Origin of the sequence: Pseudomonas sp. R3-56, from assembly GCF_051132075.1 — a bacterium.
Taxonomy (GTDB): Bacteria; Pseudomonadota; Gammaproteobacteria; order Pseudomonadales; family Pseudomonadaceae; genus Aquipseudomonas.
The window spans coordinates 3,798,422-3,815,321 of sequence record NZ_CP071657.1; the positions used below are offsets into that span (position 1 = coordinate 3,798,422).

At 59.2% G+C, this 16,900-nt stretch carries 14 protein-coding genes and 1 pseudogene; 9 read left to right on the forward strand and 6 right to left on the reverse strand.

Annotated features, from left to right (window positions below):
• Positions 1-14 precede the first annotated feature (14 nt).
• From J3P96_RS17025 to J3P96_RS17035, 3 genes are read right to left on the reverse strand one after another with little or no spacing between them, the layout of a single operon-like run.
• A complete protein-coding gene (locus tag J3P96_RS17025) occupies positions 15-611 on the reverse strand; it encodes a hypothetical protein (protein ID WP_434652493.1) in 597 nt (198 codons plus the stop codon).
• A 56-nt stretch (positions 612-667) separates the two neighbouring features.
• The gene (locus tag J3P96_RS17030; RefSeq protein ID WP_434652494.1) at positions 668-1,498 is read right to left on the reverse strand and encodes a branched-chain amino acid ABC transporter permease; all 831 of its coding nucleotides are present in this window, start codon (positions 1,496-1,498) and stop codon (positions 668-670) included.
• A 35-nt stretch (positions 1,499-1,533) separates the two neighbouring features.
• Positions 1,534-2,556 (reverse strand): substrate-binding protein, encoded by a 1,023-nt coding sequence (locus J3P96_RS17035; protein WP_434652496.1) that lies wholly within the window; start codon positions 2,554-2,556, stop codon positions 1,534-1,536.
• A 553-nt stretch (positions 2,557-3,109) separates the two neighbouring features.
• On the opposite strand from J3P96_RS17035, the gene J3P96_RS17040 reads away from it, so the two are divergent.
• From J3P96_RS17040 to J3P96_RS17070, 7 genes are all read left to right on the forward strand, one after another.
• Positions 3,110-6,106 carry a xanthine dehydrogenase family protein molybdopterin-binding subunit gene (locus J3P96_RS17040; RefSeq protein ID WP_434652498.1) on the forward strand — a complete coding sequence of 999 codons (2,997 nt, stop codon included), beginning with the start codon at positions 3,110-3,112 and terminating at the stop codon, positions 6,104-6,106.
• The gene (locus J3P96_RS17045) at positions 6,103-6,909 is read left to right on the forward strand and encodes an FAD binding domain-containing protein (protein WP_434652500.1); all 807 of its coding nucleotides are present in this window, start codon (positions 6,103-6,105) and stop codon (positions 6,907-6,909) included. Before J3P96_RS17040 ends, J3P96_RS17045 begins: the two co-directional genes overlap by 4 nt.
• A gap of 2 nt (positions 6,910-6,911) precedes the next feature.
• Positions 6,912-7,418: a (2Fe-2S)-binding protein gene (locus J3P96_RS17050; RefSeq protein ID WP_434652502.1), complete on the forward strand. Its 507-nt coding sequence runs from the start codon at positions 6,912-6,914 to the stop codon at positions 7,416-7,418.
• Positions 7,418-8,956 carry an AMP-binding protein gene (locus J3P96_RS17055; RefSeq protein ID WP_434652504.1) on the forward strand — a complete coding sequence of 513 codons (1,539 nt, stop codon included), beginning with the start codon at positions 7,418-7,420 and terminating at the stop codon, positions 8,954-8,956. Before J3P96_RS17050 ends, J3P96_RS17055 begins: the two co-directional genes overlap by 1 nt.
• Positions 8,957-8,975: 19 nt before the next feature.
• Positions 8,976-9,779 carry an enoyl-CoA hydratase/isomerase family protein gene (locus J3P96_RS17060; RefSeq protein WP_434652506.1) on the forward strand — a complete coding sequence of 268 codons (804 nt, stop codon included), beginning with the start codon at positions 8,976-8,978 and terminating at the stop codon, positions 9,777-9,779.
• A gap of 116 nt (positions 9,780-9,895) precedes the next feature.
• Positions 9,896-11,254, forward strand: coding sequence for an MFS transporter (locus J3P96_RS17065; protein WP_434652508.1), 1,359 nt, complete (start codon positions 9,896-9,898; stop codon positions 11,252-11,254).
• 255 nt (positions 11,255-11,509) lie between these two features.
• A complete protein-coding gene (locus J3P96_RS17070) occupies positions 11,510-12,364 on the forward strand; it encodes an AraC family transcriptional regulator (RefSeq protein WP_434652509.1) in 855 nt (284 codons plus the stop codon).
• A gap of 89 nt (positions 12,365-12,453) precedes the next feature.
• Here J3P96_RS17070 and J3P96_RS17075 read toward each other — a convergent pair whose 3' ends face one another.
• From J3P96_RS17075 to J3P96_RS17085, 3 genes are read right to left on the reverse strand one after another with little or no spacing between them, the layout of a single operon-like run.
• The gene (locus tag J3P96_RS17075; protein ID WP_434652511.1) at positions 12,454-13,863 is read right to left on the reverse strand and encodes a UbiD family decarboxylase; all 1,410 of its coding nucleotides are present in this window, start codon (positions 13,861-13,863) and stop codon (positions 12,454-12,456) included.
• 46 nt (positions 13,864-13,909) lie between these two features.
• Positions 13,910-15,175, reverse strand: a complete 1,266-nt coding sequence (locus tag J3P96_RS17080) for an alpha-hydroxy acid oxidase (protein ID WP_434652513.1) — start codon at positions 15,173-15,175, stop codon at positions 13,910-13,912.
• Entirely contained in the window at positions 15,172-16,332 is a 1,161-nt protein-coding gene (locus J3P96_RS17085) for a thiamine pyrophosphate-dependent enzyme (RefSeq protein ID WP_434652515.1), read from the reverse strand. Before J3P96_RS17085 ends, J3P96_RS17080 begins: the two co-directional genes overlap by 4 nt.
• A gap of 29 nt (positions 16,333-16,361) precedes the next feature.
• Between J3P96_RS17085 and J3P96_RS17090 the strand changes: the two are divergent.
• A pseudogene (locus J3P96_RS17090) lies at positions 16,362-16,508 on the forward strand (TIGR03758 family integrating conjugative element protein); the annotation flags it as partial.
• A 17-nt stretch (positions 16,509-16,525) separates the two neighbouring features.
• Positions 16,526-16,897, forward strand: coding sequence for a TIGR03745 family integrating conjugative element membrane protein (locus J3P96_RS17095; RefSeq protein ID WP_434652517.1), 372 nt, complete (start codon positions 16,526-16,528; stop codon positions 16,895-16,897).
• The last annotated feature ends 3 nt before the right edge of the window (positions 16,898-16,900 follow it).

The window sequence follows — 16,900 nt, forward strand, 5'->3', positions numbered from 1 at the left end:
CTTGGCGCACTCGCTCAAAGCGCAATGGACAACCTCATCCCGTCATAAATCGCAGCGTGGATGTCCCGGCTGTTCACCGCATCGCCAATCCTGAACAACTGAAACCCAGGACCGCCCTCCCCCAGCAATTGGGGTTCTATGTCGATAAAGGCTTGATGATCCAGTTCTCCGCGATTGCACGACAGCGCCTTGAGTTCGAAATACAAATCGTCCAGTGGCAGGATGCCGTGCTCAACCACGACCTGATCCACCACCCGTTCGCTGGTGATGTCCGCGTATCGGTTGCGCAAGGTAGCCACCAGCCTGCCGTTTTCACGCCGCACGCCCGTCAGTTGATGGCTCAAGGTCTGTTGCACGCCATGTTCGGCAAAGGCCTTCAAATAGGGCGGCGTGTTCAATCCACCAATGTCCGGGCCGAGCATGCGTTCGGGCGTAGCGATTTCCAGCTCGCAGCAATGATCGAGCATGAACTCCGCGGCGGTCAGCGCTTGATGACCGCCGTTATAGTCAAACACCAGCGCCGACTCCGCAGGCTTGACGTCGCCAGCAAGGATATCCCACGTACTGACGACCCATTCGTTGCCGTACTCAAGCACCTCGGTGTTCGGCAATCCTCCGGTGGCAATGATGACGACATCCGGTGGGGCTCGCCGCCTGCAACGTAGAGTTAGTCATGTGCGAACCCCTTTGGACGAATACGCAAGGTCAACGCCGCCAACACGGCAATCGTGAGCCCGCCCAGTACCGGGCTCGCGTAGGTGTTCACGATGACTTGGCAGGCACCAAATACCGCGCAAGTCACAATCAGGCTGGGCATCGAATGTCCGGACACCATGACGAGCATAAAGGCAGAAACCAGCCAGGTAATCCCCATGTTCGGGTCAATACTTGAAAGCGGACTGATCAAGGCCCCGGCCAATGTGCCCAGGCCCGCGCCCAGGCTGAAGGTCATGAAACGTATGCGACCGGCATGGATGCCCAGGCCACTGGCCAACGCCTCGTTCATGATGACGGCGCGGGTTTTGACACCGAAGCGGGTGCCGTTGAGTAGCGCCATCAGCAACGCGCACAAGCCGAGTGCCAAGGGAATCAACAGCAATCGATAAGCCGAGTAATCCGTTCCACCCAGCGACCAGGTGCCGGTCAGCGGCACGTCTGCAAACTTCACATCCCGGCTAAAGGCGAGAATGATCAATTGACCGATGACGATACCCAGCCCCCAGGTTGCCAGGATGGCATCCAGGGGGCGTTTATAGAGCGGCCGGACAATCAGGTATTCGATGATCGCGCCAACGATCATGCCCGTCGCGAAAGCCAACGGCCACGCAAGCCAGGGACTCCATCCCAGTTGGGTCACGACAAACGCCGCGTACCCTCCCATGGTCAGCAAGGCACCGTGGGCGAAGTTGACGATTTTCATGATGCCGAAAATCATCATCAGTCCCGCCGTCACTATGAACAGCATGGCTATTGTTGTTATATCTAGAATTAACACCATGACGTCTCCTTCCGGGGAGAATGCAGCGTGAAGCGTTACTTAGAAATCAAACATTGGCCCCTTACAAATTTCGGGCATTGAATACCTGGACTGACGGCTTCCTGGGTTTCAAGAATGCGAATGGAACCGTCGCTTTGTATTTGGCCCAGGCGCAAGGCCAAGGGTGTATGACGGCTGGCATTCATTTGCACAACGCCGCGTGGCCCGACGATCGAGACATCGTTAAACGCCGCTACGACCGCAGCGGCGTCGATGGAGTTGGCTTTTTCCACCGCGGCCTTGTAAAGAAAAAAGGCTTCATATTGCGGTTCGGAATGCTCGTTTGGCGTGGACAGGTTCCCGGCAAACTTCTGGCCGAGGTCACTCAGGAATTTTTTATTCTCCGGTGTGTCGATACTGGTCAGATAGGAGGCGGACATGTACATACCCGTTGCGACATCACCCATGGTCTTGCCGGTGCCTTCGTCGATGGCCAGGTTGCCATAAGGCAGCTTCAACGCCGCTGCTTTCAACTGCTTGGCCAATGAGACGTTAGGTGCGCCCCCCGCTGTGGCACTGATAAGCGCATCAGGTTGCGTCGAGCGAATTTTTGAAATGACTGCGGTCCAGTCACTTCCGTCCATCAGCAAGTACTCTTCACCGATAACCTTTCCACCGTGTTGCTCAATGTACGCTTTAGTAAATTTGAGCATGTCCCGGCCAAAGGCGTAATCGCTGCCGACAAGAAAGTAGTTTTTGGCCCCGAGCTTTTGGCTGAAGTAATCCACTATAGGGGCAACTTGCTGTTCTGGGACCCAGCCGTTGACATACATCCACTTATTGCAAGAACGGCCTTCGTAGAACGAGGTGTAGATATAGGGCACGCGACCTCGGGAAGTAATCGGCAAGGCGGCATTGCGCGCGGCGCTACTTTCCATCGCGATGATGGCGTAGACTTTCTTTTCCAGCACCAGCGTATCAAAGGCTTTCTGTGCGCCTATTGCGCCGGACGCATCATCAACTATCTCCAACTGCACCGGGCGACCGAGGATTCCCCCGGCGGCGTTGATTTGCTCCACTGCGAGTTCCGAGGACTGGACAACAGCCGGTGCCACGACGGGGGTTCAAGGCCGGGAGCAGAATCCGTCTCTCGTTTGCCGCTGCGGACGCCGATCATTGCGGTCAGATCCCTCACGGAAAGCCGCCGACTTTCCACATTTTGAGCGGCGCTGAACAACCGTCAATGATCGTACTGTCTACCCTTCGCTAGTCCTCTAAAAATTGCCCCCGGATCAATGCTGGGGCCAACGAACCGTGCAGAAAGCACGACGTAATATCGTCAACTATCGCTGTTTTAGACTGCGGGCTTTCAGCTGCTCGGTGAGTTTTCCACAGAGCTTGAGGCGACCGCAGCCGGTTGGAACAACGACAGACCGGATTTCTTCGCGTTTATCGCAGCTTATCTTTGGCACGCTGCACCATCCCGTCAATCAGACTCCAAGGCAAATCATCCGACTCCAGCGCGGAACTCCGTTAGCCAAGGCAAGGCATTGTTGGGCCTCATTGCTCACACTCGGCTCTAAAGCAATCGCAGGTTCAACGACTGCGATGTATAAAAACAAGAGCCCAAACATGAACAGTCATCTGCCTGACATTCAAGCCAACACCGGTCATATCGGTGCGCGGCAAGCGCGTGTAGAAGACGCAGCCCTGCTGCGCGGATTGGGTCGATTCGCCGATGACGCGGCCATTCCGCCCGGCACTTTGCATGCGGCAATCGTTCGTTCTCCTCATGCCCATGCGCGTATTACCGCCATCGATTTCGCCAAAGCGCTGACCATGAAAGGCGTGCATGGCGTGCTGGTCGGCGCAGACGTCAAACGTTGGGCGCTGCCGTTTCCGGTGGGTGTGCGGCAGCCCATGGAGCATTGGTGCGTTGCTGTCGACAAGGTACGGTACGTCGGTGAGCCGGTTGCGGTGGTGATTGCCGAGAATCGTTATCTGGCCGAAGACGCCATCGAAGCGGTGCGCATCGATTATGAGCCACTGCCGCCGATCATTGATCCGGAGGCAGCGACCGGCGAACAGGCGCCGTTGCTCCATGAAGCTGTCGGCAGCAACGTGGTCAATGAACGTCATTTTCGCTACGGCGAGCCGGAACAGGCCTTTGAGTCCGCAACCCATCGGATCTCGCTGAAGGTTCAGTATCCGCGCAGTTCCTGTACGCCAATCGAATGTTATGTGGTTCTCGCGCAGTTTGAGCGAACCACAGGCGTGTATGACGTCATGGCCAATTTCCAGGGTCCATACGCACTGCATACGGTTATGGCCCGAGCTTTGAACGTACCCGGCAATCGTCTGCGCCTGCGCACCCCCAAGGATTCCGGTGGCAGCTTCGGCATCAAGCAGGGCGTTTTCCCCTATGTAGTGATGATGGGCCTTGCTGCGCGCAAGGTCGGCGCGCCGGTGAAATGGGTTGAAGATCGCCTGGAACACTTGCAGGGTGCGTCATCGGCTACCAACCGCGTCACTGAGATCGAAGCCGCGGTGGACGCCGATGGCCGGGTGACTGCCTTGCGCTATGACCAGATCGATGACTGCGGAGCCTACCTTCGCGCCCCGGAACCGGCTACGTTCTATCGCATGCACGGCAACCTCACCGGGGCCTACGTCGTACGCAATCTACTGGTTCGCAACCGGGTTGTACTGACCAACAAGACCCCTACCGGGCTGAACCGGGGGTTCGGTGGGCCACAAGTGTATTTCGCCCTGGAGCGGCTGATGCAGCATATCGCCGTGCAGCTCAAGCTTGATCCTCTGGAAGTGATTCGCCGAAACCTGGTGCCTGCCGGCGCCTTCCCCTATCGGGCCGCCGCCGGCGCTTTGCTCGATTCCGGCGATTACCAGGCGGGCATCGCCCTGGCGGTCAACGATGGCGGGTTGGGCGAGCTGATCCAGCGCCGTGACAAGGCGCGCGCCGAAGGCAGGATTTACGGCATCGGTTATGCCGCAGTGGTTGAACCGTCAATATCCAACATGGGCTATATCACCACCGCCATGACCGTCGAGGAGCGTGGCAAGGCCGGTCCGAAAAACGGCGCGGTGAGTACCGCCACCATCACGGTCGGGCCGTTGGGCGACGTGACGGTGCATGTGTCCTCCACACCTCAGGGCCAGGGCCATCAGACCGCTGTCGCTCAAGTAGTGGCCCAGGTGCTGGGCGTGACCCTGGAGTCAATCATTGTCAACGTCGAGCTCGATACTCAGAAAGACGCCTGGTCGATTGCTTCGGGCAACTACTCCAGTCGCTTTGCCGGGGCCGTGGCCGGCGTGGTGTATCAGGCAGCAATCAAGATTCGTGATCGTCTGGCCAGGTTGGCCGCCGTGCAGCTCAAGGTGGACGCTCAGAACGTACGCTTTGCCGACGGCAAGATCTTCGTGGTGGACGGCCCATCCGCCCCCTTTCACCGAATTGCCGGGGCGGCGCATTGGGCGCCGGGCTTACTCCCTGAGGGCGAGTCCGGTGGCATGCGTGAAACGGCCTTCTGGTCGCCTCCGCAGTTGACTGCACCGGATGACGCAGACCTGGTCAACAGCTCGCTGTGCTACGGCTTTGTTTTCGATATCTGCGCGCTGGAAATCGATCCGGTTACCGGCGCCATCCATATCGATCGTTACACCACCAGTCACGACGCCGGACGCATGCTCAACCCGGACCTAGTGGACGGCCAGATACGTGGCGGTTTCACCCAAGGCCTGGGCGCCGCCCTGATGGAAGAGTTCGCCTATGGCGCCGATGGCAGTTTCCTGTCAGGCACCTTCGCCGACTATCTGGTGCCCACCGCCCCGGAAGTCATCGAGCCGCTGATCCTGCACATGGAAACGCCCTCGCCCTTCACGCCCCTGGGGGCCAAAGGTGTCGGCGAAGGCAACAACATGAGCACGCCGGTGTGCATCGCCAATGCCGTGGCCGATGCGCTGGGTCGTGACGACATCCGTTTGCCGCTGACGCCGTCACGGGTGCGCACCCTGATCGGCATCGACGAGCCGCCACGTCCCGCTGGCATGCTACAGGACGACAGTTTCCCGGCCGAACCCGCCGGTGGCTCGGCCCTTCGCGCCAGCGATTCGGTGGTGATCCCAGCCACGCCGCAACAGGTATTCGACGCCCTGCTGGATCCGCAAACCCTTAAGGCAATTATCCCCGGCTGCCATGCACTGGAACTGGAAAGCGAAAACCGCTATAGCGCCGATGTCACCGTAGGCGTCGGCATGATTCGTGCGCGTTTCGAGGCCAAGGTTGCCCTCAGTGACCTGGAACCGCCGCACTCCCTGCGTCTCTCCGGATCGGGCAGCAGCTCGATGGGATCGGCCATCGGCCACGCCAAGGTGCATTTCGTCGAACTGGAAAACGGCCACACACGCCTCGAATACCACTATCAGGTCTCGGTCAGCGGCAAGGTCGCGGCAGTGGGCGGACGCATGCTCCAAGGAGCCTCGAAAGTCATCATCAGTCAGATATTCACCCGTCTTTCCCAACGGGTCACCGGCCAGGCAATCAGCGACAGCTGGTGGACACGTCTCAAAGCCACCGTTGCCGCCCTGCTGGGAAAAGGAGGTGCACAGTGAAGCCGGCCTCGTTCGATTACGTACGCGCAAGCAGCCGTCGCGAAGTGCTCGACCTGCTCGCCGAATATGGCCAGGAGGCCCGGATCATTGCCGGCGGCCAGTCGCTGATGGCCGTGCTGAATATGCGCCTGGCTCAGCCAAAACTGCTAATCGACGTCAACCATGTGCCAGACCTAAATTACATCGAGCGACACCAGGATTGTCTGGCGGTGGGTGCGGCGGTGCGTCAGGCGCAGTTGCTGGAACGTCCGTCATTGACCGACGAGGTGCCGCTGTTGGCCCTGGCCATGCCGTGGATCGGACATTTCCAGACCCGCAATCGCGGCACCGTCTGCGGGTCCGTCGCCCATGCCGACCCCAGCGCGGAATTGCCGCTGTGCCTGGTCACCTTGGGCGGGGAAATCGTCCTGGAATCGAAAAAAGGCAAGCGCCGCGTCAAGGCCAGCGAGTTCTTTCAGGGAATTCTGACTACCGATAAACAAGCCGACGAGCTGGTGGTCGAGGTGCGCTTCCCTCTCAAGCGTGAAGGCATTATCTACCGTTTCCAGGAAATCGCCATGCGCCATGGTGACTTCGCCATGGTCGCCCTGGCGGCGGCGATAGGCGAGGAACAGGTGGAGTTTGGCATCGGCGGCGTCAGCGACCGGCCGCAGCATCGGCGGCTAGTGCGTGGCGCCACCCTCAAGGAGGCTTTGAACGAAGTGGCCTGGTCGCTGGACGCTCAGGACGATGTACACGCCAGCGCCGCCTATCGCCGGCAGTTGGTCCGCGAACTGGGGCAGCGCCTAATTGAAGGAGTGTGATCATGCGCGTCAATTCCGACCAAGCTTTTCTCGTCAATCTGAAACTCAATGGACGCGACCGCCAAGCCAATACCGAGCCTCGCACCCAGCTGTGTGATTTCCTGCGCCACGATCTGGGCACTACCGGCGTGCATGTCGGCTGTGAACACGGTGTCTGCGGCGCCTGCACCGTGCTGGTGGACGGCGTGGCCATGCGCTCGTGCCTGATGCTGGCGGTGCAGAGCCATGAGCGACGCATCGACACCGTGGAATCGCTGGCCGAGGACGATGTGCTCAGCGACCTGCAGCAGGCATTCCGCCGTCATCACGCCCTGCAATGCGGCTTTTGCACGGCGGGCATTCTCATGTCCTGCGTGGACTTCCTCGAACGGGTACCCGTCCCTGACGAAACCCAGGTTCGCGACATGCTGTCCGGGCATCTGTGCCGCTGCACCGGTTACACCGGTATGGTCCGGGCTGTTCTTGAAGTGGCATCACAACGTCAAACGAACCAGGAGGTAAAACAATAATGTTCGATCTCGGACGCAGCTTCCTCGCAGCAGTCGAACGCCGTCCCGATGCGGTGGCCGTCAGCGATGCAGCCCTGAAAAAAACTTACCAGCAATGGTTCGTCGTCATTCAACGTGCCGCCCATGGCCTGGAACGTCTGGGCCTGAAACGTGGCGACCGGATGCTGGTGGCAATGCAGAACCGCTGGCAGATGGCGACCCTGCATTGGGCTTGCCAATTCGCCGGGATTGTCGTGACCCCGTTGAACTGGCGCTCTACCGGCGAAGAACTGGCGCATTGCATCGCCGATGCGCAGGTCAAGGCCATCGCCTATGACGACGCCACCGCTGCGGCGCTCGCGGCCTGTTCCGGTGCCAATGCCCTGCCGCGCATCGCCAGTGGCGAGCGTGTGGCATTAGAGGACCTGAGCTTCGAGGAGCTATGTGCCGAGGCCCCCGCCTCCACCATTCTGCGCGCCTCGGCCGAGGATTTTTCCCTGTTGCTGTATACCTCCGGCACTACCAACAAGCCCAAGGGTGTACCGCGCCGCCACCGTGCCGAGCGCGCGGCAGCCGTGGCCCACGTTGCGCAGAATCTGTACCGGCATGACGAATGCACGCTGGGCGTGATGCCCCTGTATCACACCATGGGCGTGCGCTCGCTGCTGTCGATGGCCTTGATCGACGGACACTTTGTCTGTGTACCTCGCTTCGATGTGGAGGCGACCTTGCAAGCCATCGAGCAGCAGCAGGTCAGTAACCTGTACCTGGTGCCGACCCTGTATCACATGCTAATCGAGCATCCGAGCTTTCGAAAGGAACGGGTAGCCAGCGTGAAAAAAATCGGCTTTGCCGGTGCGCCTATGAGTGAAGGGTTGATGAAACGTGTCGAGCAAGCGTTCGAGCCTGAATTGTTCGTCAATCATTACGGCTGTTCGGAAATCTACACCTTTACGATCGACCAGCACGCCCACCAAAAACCTGGCTCGTCCGGTCGGGGTGCGCTCAATCAGCGAATCCGCATCGTGCCAATAGATTCCACTGACCCGAGCATCTCGACCCGCCAAGGTGAGGAAGGCCAGATCATTGCCGACCTCGCTAGCGACGAAGCCTTCGAAGGATATCTGAATCGCCCTGACGCCACGGCCAAGGCGTTGCACGATGGTTGGTATTTCACCGGTGATATCGGCTATTTCGATGCGGACGGCGACCTCTTCGTCACAGGTCGGGTCGACGACCTGATCATCACCGGTGGCGAAAATGTCAGCCCGGTGGAAATTGAAAGCCTGCTGTCGCTACACCCCGCTGTTGAAGAAGTGGTGGTGGTCGGCCTGCCAGACGAACAGTGGGGCAAGGTTATTGCCGCGTTCATCAAACTGCGCAGCGACGTCAGCCATGCCGAACTCGATGCCCATTGCATTGCCTCGGGGCTGGCCAAGTTCAAACGCCCGCGTCATTACCAATTCATCGAGCAAATCCCTAAATCGCCGGTCGGCAAGGTGTTGCGTCGCGTACTGCTCGAAGAGCATCAGAACAAAATCTTGAAGACCGCGTGCTAATCCCCAGGAGGACATTCACATGCAACTGCAATCGATCCAGCAATTTCTCGACACCAAATTCGATGGCTTCCAAGTCGTGGTGGACACGGCCCGGCAGCGCGCCGACATCATTCTCAACCGTCCACCGCTGAACGTGATCGCCATGCCTCAGCGCGATGCGTTGCGCCAGGTGTTCGAAGCGCTCGACGAACATCCCGGAGTCCGGGTGATCGTGCTGCGCTCGGAGGGCGAGCACTTTTCCAGCGGCGGCGACATCAAGGGTTTTCTTGAGGCCTCACCCGAGCATGTGTCCAAGCTCGCCTGGAACGTCGCAGCGCCTGCCCGCTGCGAGAAGCCGGTGATTGTCGCCAATCGCGGCTACACCTTTGGCGTCGGTTTCGAACTGTCCCTGGCTTGTGATTTCCGCATTGCTTCAGAGACCACCCGTTATGCGCTGCCGGAACAGAACCTGGGTCAGATTCCCGGCTCGGGTGGCTCCGCCCGCTTGCAGAAGATGATCGGCATCACCCGTACCAAGCACATGGTCATGCGCGCCAAGCGAGTCAGCGGGCAGCAGGCTTACAACTGGGGTATCGCCACCGAATGTGTGCCGGACAACGAATTGGAAAACACGGTCGACGCTCTGGTGGAAGAGCTGTGCCGCTTCTCGCCCCTGGCCCAACGCACCGCGAAGCGTCTGATCAATGACAACGAAAACTCGCCGTTGACCGTGGCCATTGAAATGGAAGGCCACTGCTATAGCCGCCTACGCAGCTCCCTGGATTTCAAGGAAGGCGTAGAGGCATTTCATGGCAAACGTGCAGCCGTGTTCAAAGGTGAATGACAGATCCTGCGCAGACGACGGCGGTGCAACAGCGAGGCTTCTGCACCACCTTCGTTTCGCCAGCGCTTGTTTGAGTAGGTTTCTCCCTGATAACTACAAAAATAGGAGTCACTGTCATGGCAACAATCGATAGCACCACGACGCACTCAACCGCCTCGCCGCCGGACGTGCCCGCCGCGGGCTATCTGCCCGCCCGCAAGGCATTACTGGCAGGCTTCGCGTCGACATTTGGCTGGGCGCTGGACCTGTTTGATCTTTTCATCCTGCTGTATGTGGCGCCGATCATTGGCCGACTGTTTTTTCCATCGGATACGCCAACCCTGTCTCTCGCGGCGGTCTACGCATCGTTTGCCGTGGCGCTGCTGGTGCGTCCGCTGGGCTCGGCGATCTTTGGTGCCTATGCCGACAAACACGGGCGCAAACGTGCACTGATGGTATCGATGGTGGGCGTCGGCATTTCCACCGCGCTGTTCGGCGTGCTGCCCACCCTGGCCCAGGTGGGCGTCATTGCGCCGGTGCTGTTTCTAATTCTGCGGATCGTTCAGGGGATTTTCGTCGGCGGTATCGTGGCCTCGACTCACACCATTGGCACAGAATCCATCTCGCCGCGCTACCGGGGCCTGATGTCCGGCCTGATCGGCGGAGCTGGCGCCGGCATGGGCTCGTTGCTGGCATCGTTCGCCTATCTGGTGCTTTCCGAAATCTTCCCCGGCGCCGAGTTCGACGTGTGGGGCTGGCGCTGCATGTTTTTCTGCGGCTTGATCAGCACCGTCTTCGGTTTATTGATGTTTCGCTTCCTGGAAGAGACGCCGGTGTGGCGCCAACTGCAGGAAACCCGCAAGAACACCCCGGCGAAACCGACGCAGTCACCGCTCAAGCGCCTGTTCGGCATAGAATACCGCAAGGTCATGCTGATCAACCTGCTGATCACTTTCGGTGGCGGAGCTACTTATTATCTGGCCTGCGGTTACTTGCCGACGCTGCTCAACGTGGTCGCCAAAGTGCCCCACACCGAAACGTCGCAACTGTTGATGTACGGCTCGTTGAGCACCATTGTCGGCTCACTCGTGTTCGGCTTTGTCAGCGATCTGATAGGTCGAAAAAAGACCTTCGTTGTTCTGGGCGCGCTCAATCTGGTCAGCCTGCCGCTGATGTTTGTTCACGTCGCCGAACCCGGCTCGCTGCTGCAAACCGCGCTGTACTGCTCAGGCATCGCCTTCATGGGCGGGGCGATGATTGCACCTATCCTGATCTTCCTCAATGAACGCTTTGCGACCGAACTGCGCGCCAGCGGCACCGGGCTGTCGTGGAATATCGGCTTCGCCCTGGGCGGGACCATGCCGACCTTCGTTTCCCTGGCCAGTAGCAGCCCGGCGCAAATTCCTCAGGTGCTGGCGATTTTCGCTGTGGTGCTGTCGCTGATCTATCTAGTCGGCAGCCTGGTTGTGCCGGAAACCAAGGGAAACTTCAATTAAACCGCAGTCGCTTTGGACGGGTGAAGAAACAGGCAAGTTTGGATAGGCGGCCATTGAGCGGAACATCGCCCTGCCAACCAAATCTGTCTGGACGCAGGCCTTGGTCTACGGGATATTGGACCTTTGACTGCGCTATCGATCTGCGATGATGCGGCCGTGCAAAACAACGTCACGCCAAACCGAACAACGACTGCCCTACTCCTTCGGCGCAGCCGCAAAATAACAGCCGCTTCGAGCGAGCGAGGGAGGCACCCAATGTCAATTGCCCAACGAGTGCTTCACGGAAAGTTTGGCCGTGTCGCGTTGCTCAACATGGACCGGGCCTTGGTGACTCATACCCATTCCGAATGCCATGTGCTGCTCAAGGTTTGCGGAGAAGACACCTATTTCAACGTCAATGGCCGCCGAGTCCCCCTGGCGGATCGCAGCGCAGTGCTAGTCAATGCCTGGGAGCCGCATTGTTATGACCCGCAACCTGGGGCCGGTAATACGCTGATTCTGGCCTTGTACATCGAACCGGCATGGCTGGCCACCGCCCAGCAGTCGCTGGCGTTGAGCGCGCGCCCGGATTTCTTTGAGTATCCATGTATTGATCTGTCGCTGAAACTTCGCACCCTGGCCGATATACTGATTGCCGAGATGCACGGCTACGCATTGGTACCCAAGGAGCGTATCGAGTTCCTGCTGTTCGATTTCTTGATCCAGCTGATCGAAGACTTTTCCCAGTGGCGGCAACTATGGCGCCAGGGTGCGCCGAGCCATGGCGGGTTTCGCGACGCACGCATCCGCCGTGGCACGGCTTACCTGCTCGAACATCTTGAAGAACCCGACCTGATCGACAATGCAGCGCGTGCCAGTGGACTGTCCAGAGCGCACTTCTTCGCATTGTTCAAGAAAGATACGGGCATGACACCGACCCTGCTGGTCAACGACGCCCGCATGCGCCGCGCATTCACCTGGCTGGAACACGAGCGTAGCGGTACCCTCGGCCTGCTCTCGGAAAGCCTCGGATTCTCCGAACAAGGTCACTTCACACGGTTCTTTCGTCAGCATATCGGTGCGTCGCCCAGTCAATATCGACGCGTTGTGGACAGCTACACCGGGACATGAACCGCTGGCTGCTGACGCCACAGCCCCGCAGAAACAACGATGCCCAATCCCCACGAAGAGATTCGGCATTGTTGCTTGGGCTTACTCAGTCAGAATAGGCGCTGCCAATCAACAGGTGCCGGTCGCGTCACAGCCTCCACGTCGACCTCCGCTTCGCCAGGCACGCGGATGCGCTTGAAGCGCATCTGTGGCGCTGATAATGGCACCGTGGCGTCGTAGCCCATCTTCGAGCCAACGCCGTCGCGCGTCGATGGGTCGAGCTTCGAACCCTGGGCCTCATGTACTAGCACTAGATCAAGGTCGGCCTGAAACCGCGTGGCAATCGCCCACTCAACTTCAGTCGGATTATGAATATCCACATCAAGGTCGACCACCACCACATGCTTGAGATCGTAGTGACCGCCGAACGCGCCTAAAATCACATTCTTCGCTTCGCCTTCAGAGCGTTTGTCCAGTTGCACGTACAGGTGATAGCGGCAGACGCCGCCCTTGGCTAGATGCACGTCACGTACACCGGGAAAACTGCGCCGCAGGTGGGCCAGCAGCGTCGCCTCCCGAGGAATGCCGCCCAACAACAGATGCTCTAGCCCACCACCCACGATGGTATGGAAAATCGGCGCCAGCCGGTGAGTAATGGCGTCCACCTCAATTACGTGGCGCTCGGCACGCTCGCCGTAGTACTGCGGGAATTCACCAAAAGGCCCTTCCAGTTCACGCACGTTGGCCAACAAGCGTCCCTCCAGAACGATTTCCGCATCCGCCGGGACACGAATCCGATTGGTCACGCAACGCACCAGTGGCAGCGGACGCCCATGCAGCGCTCCGGCGATTTCCAGCTCATCGTGATCAATGGGCACGATAGCCTGAGACGCTAGGAGGGTCAGAGGGTCTGCACCGATAACCACCGCAACTTCCAGATCCTCCCCTGTACCTTCGACTTCTTGGAAAAACGCCAGGGCATGTCGAGGCAACAACAACGCGCCTAGACGATTGGCCGAACTGACCTGCAACCGGTGGATAGAAACGTTCTGAATACCGGTGCGCGGATTACGAGTAATCAGCAGACCTGCCGTGATGTAGGCCCCGCTGTCATGCTCGTTATGGGTCGGGATGGGCAGCTGCTTCAGCAGATCGACTTCGTGGTGCACCACGGTCTGACACGGAGCATCCGGAACTTCCTGACCGGCGATGGGGTTGAGGCTGGCATCCTGAAACCGGTTGAGCACCTCAGAGGGCTTGACGCCCATGGCTTCAGCCATCCACAGGCGGTCAGAGAGCAAACCGGAAACCACCGGGATTGCGTGCTGGTCAGGGGCAAGAAACAGTGAAGCACTCTGGCCATCCAGACGATTGGCCACTGCTGCTACGCCAAAGCGCAACGCCGTACCAGCCTCGACCAGCGTCAGGCGCTGGCTGCTTTGCAAATGATCCAGCCAGCCACGTAGCGTGGCACCAGGCGGCAGCGGTTGGTCGAGATAAGGAGTCTGGTCGTTTGACATGGGTAATCTCGCTATTGAAATTGTTATCGATTGGCCTTGATCACGATCAAACCTGCCAGGCGGCAGGATGACGTACGGCCGCATTGCGTAGCTGTGCGCAGCTGTAAGCTCCGTTTTGCGCCAGCGCAGTACGCAGTTCGTCGTCAAGCAATTGCGCTACATGGTCAGGCCCCTCGTTCCCCAGCGCTGCGAGGCCATAGAGAAAAGCTCGCCCGCAAAAGGTGCCGCGAGCCCCCAACGCCACGGCACGCGCGACATCCAGGCCGCTACGAATGCCACTGTCGAACAGTACGGTGGCGCGCTCTCCTACAACTCGGGCAATACTTGGCAACATGTCGATGGAAGGTGGTGCAGCCTCGGATTGCCGCCCGCCATGATTGGAGACCAAAATGCCGTCGATGCCGAGGTTGATCGCGCGTTCGGCATCGTCCGGGTGCAGCACCCCTTTGACCACCAGCGCCCTGGGCCATGCATCGCGCATGCGCGCCAGCGTCTCCCAGTCGAAGGTGCCTTTGATTTCGCGCTGCACGAAACCGGCGGTTGCTGCCATGCCGCTTCCGCCACCGACGTAGCGCTCGATATTGGGGAACCCTGGCGCCCCGCTCCTGAACAACGCTCGCGTCCAGGGCAACGACGTCGCCACTTGCCAGACGGTGCGCGGCGTCATGCGGAACGGAACGATCAGGCCGTTGTGCAAATCCCGAGGCCGCTTGGCGCGTACCGGCGCGTCCAAAGTGGCGACCAGCACATGCACACCACAGTCTTCAGCACGCCGGATCAGATCGAAGGTGACCCGGTGCTCGTCCCTTGGAAGACCATAAAGCTGCAGCCAGACATTGTCGGGGCAGAGTCGCGCTACCTCCTCCAGTGAACCGCTGGCCAGCGTACCGGTGATGTAGGGAATTCGTGCCCGCTGAGCTGCCTTGGCCAACAATTGGGTTGCCCCCGGCCATACCAGGCCGTCAACCCCAACCGGCGCAATACCTATGGGGCTGGCGTAGCGCCGGCCAAACAGCTCGACCTCAGTATTCATGACTGCGCTAGTGCCATAACGGGGGATGATCTGGACCGCATCCAACGCATTGCGATTGCACTCGGCTGCCAGATGCTCACCTGTTCCACCCTCTACAAAGTCAAACGCAAAACCCGGAATCCTTCGCCGTGCCGCTTTTTCAAGGTAGCTGAAAGCGGGTAGCCGTTGCTTGAGCTTCGCCGCTCTTCCGGTGCCGCTGCCTGCGCCCCAGGCTTGTACAGAAACGGTCGGTCGATCGAGTGCGATACCCACGCTATCCATGTCGCCCTCCGCACTCACCGTCGGGTACCTGACTGGCGGATTTGGTCTATGGTCTGGCGCACGGAGATACGTTGTGGATCAGAGACAATCTCAATCAGAACCGGTCCCGAGGCCGCAAGCGCAATCCGCAAGGCATCGGCAAAGGCGGCGTCATTGTTGACCCGTAAACCCTGTGCTCCAAATGCCTGGGCCAACAGCACGAAATCAGGATTACCCAGATCCGAGCCAATGACCCGCCCAGGATGGGCCTTTTCCTGATGCATGCGGATCGAACCGTACATGTTGTTGTTGAACACCAGGGCAATGATCGGCAGCTTCAGACGCACTGCGGTTTCCAGTTCCTGAATGGTCATCATCAAACCGCCATCGCCGGACAGGGAAACCACGGTTTTGTCTGGATGAGCCAGTTGCACGCCAATGGCGGCCGGCATGCCATACCCCATGGCACCTGAAGCGGCACCGACATAGGTGTTGGTCTGGCGAAAGCTGAAAAACGTGTGCATCCAACCTGCGAAGTTCCCGGCGTCATTGGTCAGGATCGAATCGTCCGGCAATTGTGCTCGCAGCTCGCGAATGATCTGCCGATTGTCGACGTAGTCCTCATGCGTTTCGACGACAAGGTTGGTGACGTCTTCGTAGACGGTGCGTCGCGATTTAGCCCAGTCATCCGAAGGCACAGCGAATGTTTGTTCCAGCAGCGCTTGAAGGGCCTGGTTCGCATCCGCAACAATGCCTTGTTCGATTGGATAGACTTTGCCCAGCATGTGATCGTCGATATCGATTTGCAGGATGCGCTGCCCGGCGCTCACCGCCGCGTAATTCTGGGTGGTGATCTCGTTAAGCCTCGCGCCAATAACAATTAGCATGTCAGCCTGACGCAGGGTATCGACCAAAGCCGGGGGAGTTCCCATTTGCAGGTGTCCGCAATACAACCGATGACCATTTGGAAAAACATCGTGACGCCGCCATGCAGCCAATACAGGAATCGCACAACGCTCGGCGAACTGCACCAGCAGCGCTTCGGCTCCAGCACGCTTTACCCCTGCACCGGCGATGATCACCGGCCGCCGGGCCTCAGCCAGTAGCCGCACAAAACCGCTCACTTCGTCAGGTGAAGGACGCGGCCTGCTGACAGCCAGAGGTTCGCTGAAATGCGCTTGCAGTTCATCGTGCAAGGCGTCCTCGGTCAGAGAAACCACTACCGGTCCAGGCTTTGCTGTGGTGTGCCTGGGTGATGTGGACGGCTTACCGGGGTTGGGCCAACGGCAGTGTGCGCTTTGGAGCCTTCGGCGGCAGTGTCGCCCGCATCTTGCTCACCATACTCGTCCTGATGTTCTTCACCCTGTCCTAATCCAGGAGATCGCCGCCATGCTCAAGTGCCTTGCCCCTCTGAAAAACAACCTGCGTGATCGTGCGAGCCAACGCTTGATCGGTCTGCTGCTGGTGTTTGGTCCAAGTTTGGCTTTTGCCGAACTACCGACCATGGAAGCGCCTTCACGGGGTGAAGGTTCCGGGTTGATCGAAACGATCAAAAACTACGCCTACGACGGCGGCATCTTGCTCGGTCTGCTGATCGCCCTGCTCGCTTTTCTCGGTGTAGCTTGGCATTCCCTGACCGTTTATGCCGACGTGCAAAACCAGCGCAAGACTTGGAAAGACCTCGGTGCGGTGGTCGGAATCGGAGCTCTGTTGGTAGTGATCATCATCTGGTTCCTGACCAAAGCCGCAGCGATTCTGTAAGAT

Excerpts from the sequence above, each read along its gene's own strand:
- J3P96_RS17050 (WP_434652502.1), top strand. The coding sequence starts at position 6,912 with ATGCGCGTCAATTCCGACCAAGCTTTTCTCGTCAATCTGAAACTCAAT.
- J3P96_RS17070 (WP_434652509.1), top strand. The coding sequence starts at position 11,510 with ATGTCAATTGCCCAACGAGTGCTTCACGGAAAGTTTGGCCGTGTCGCG.
- J3P96_RS17030 (WP_434652494.1), bottom strand. The coding sequence starts at position 1,498 with ATGGTGTTAATTCTAGATATAACAACAATAGCCATGCTGTTCATAGTG.
- J3P96_RS17065 (WP_434652508.1), top strand. The coding sequence starts at position 9,896 with ATGGCAACAATCGATAGCACCACGACGCACTCAACCGCCTCGCCGCCG.
- J3P96_RS17095 (WP_434652517.1), top strand. The coding sequence starts at position 16,526 with ATGCTCAAGTGCCTTGCCCCTCTGAAAAACAACCTGCGTGATCGTGCG.
- J3P96_RS17075 (WP_434652511.1), bottom strand. The coding sequence starts at position 13,863 with ATGTCAAACGACCAGACTCCTTATCTCGACCAACCGCTGCCGCCTGGT.
- J3P96_RS17055 (WP_434652504.1), top strand. The coding sequence starts at position 7,418 with ATGTTCGATCTCGGACGCAGCTTCCTCGCAGCAGTCGAACGCCGTCCC.
- J3P96_RS17060 (WP_434652506.1), top strand. The coding sequence starts at position 8,976 with ATGCAACTGCAATCGATCCAGCAATTTCTCGACACCAAATTCGATGGC.
- J3P96_RS17040 (WP_434652498.1), top strand. The coding sequence starts at position 3,110 with ATGAACAGTCATCTGCCTGACATTCAAGCCAACACCGGTCATATCGGT.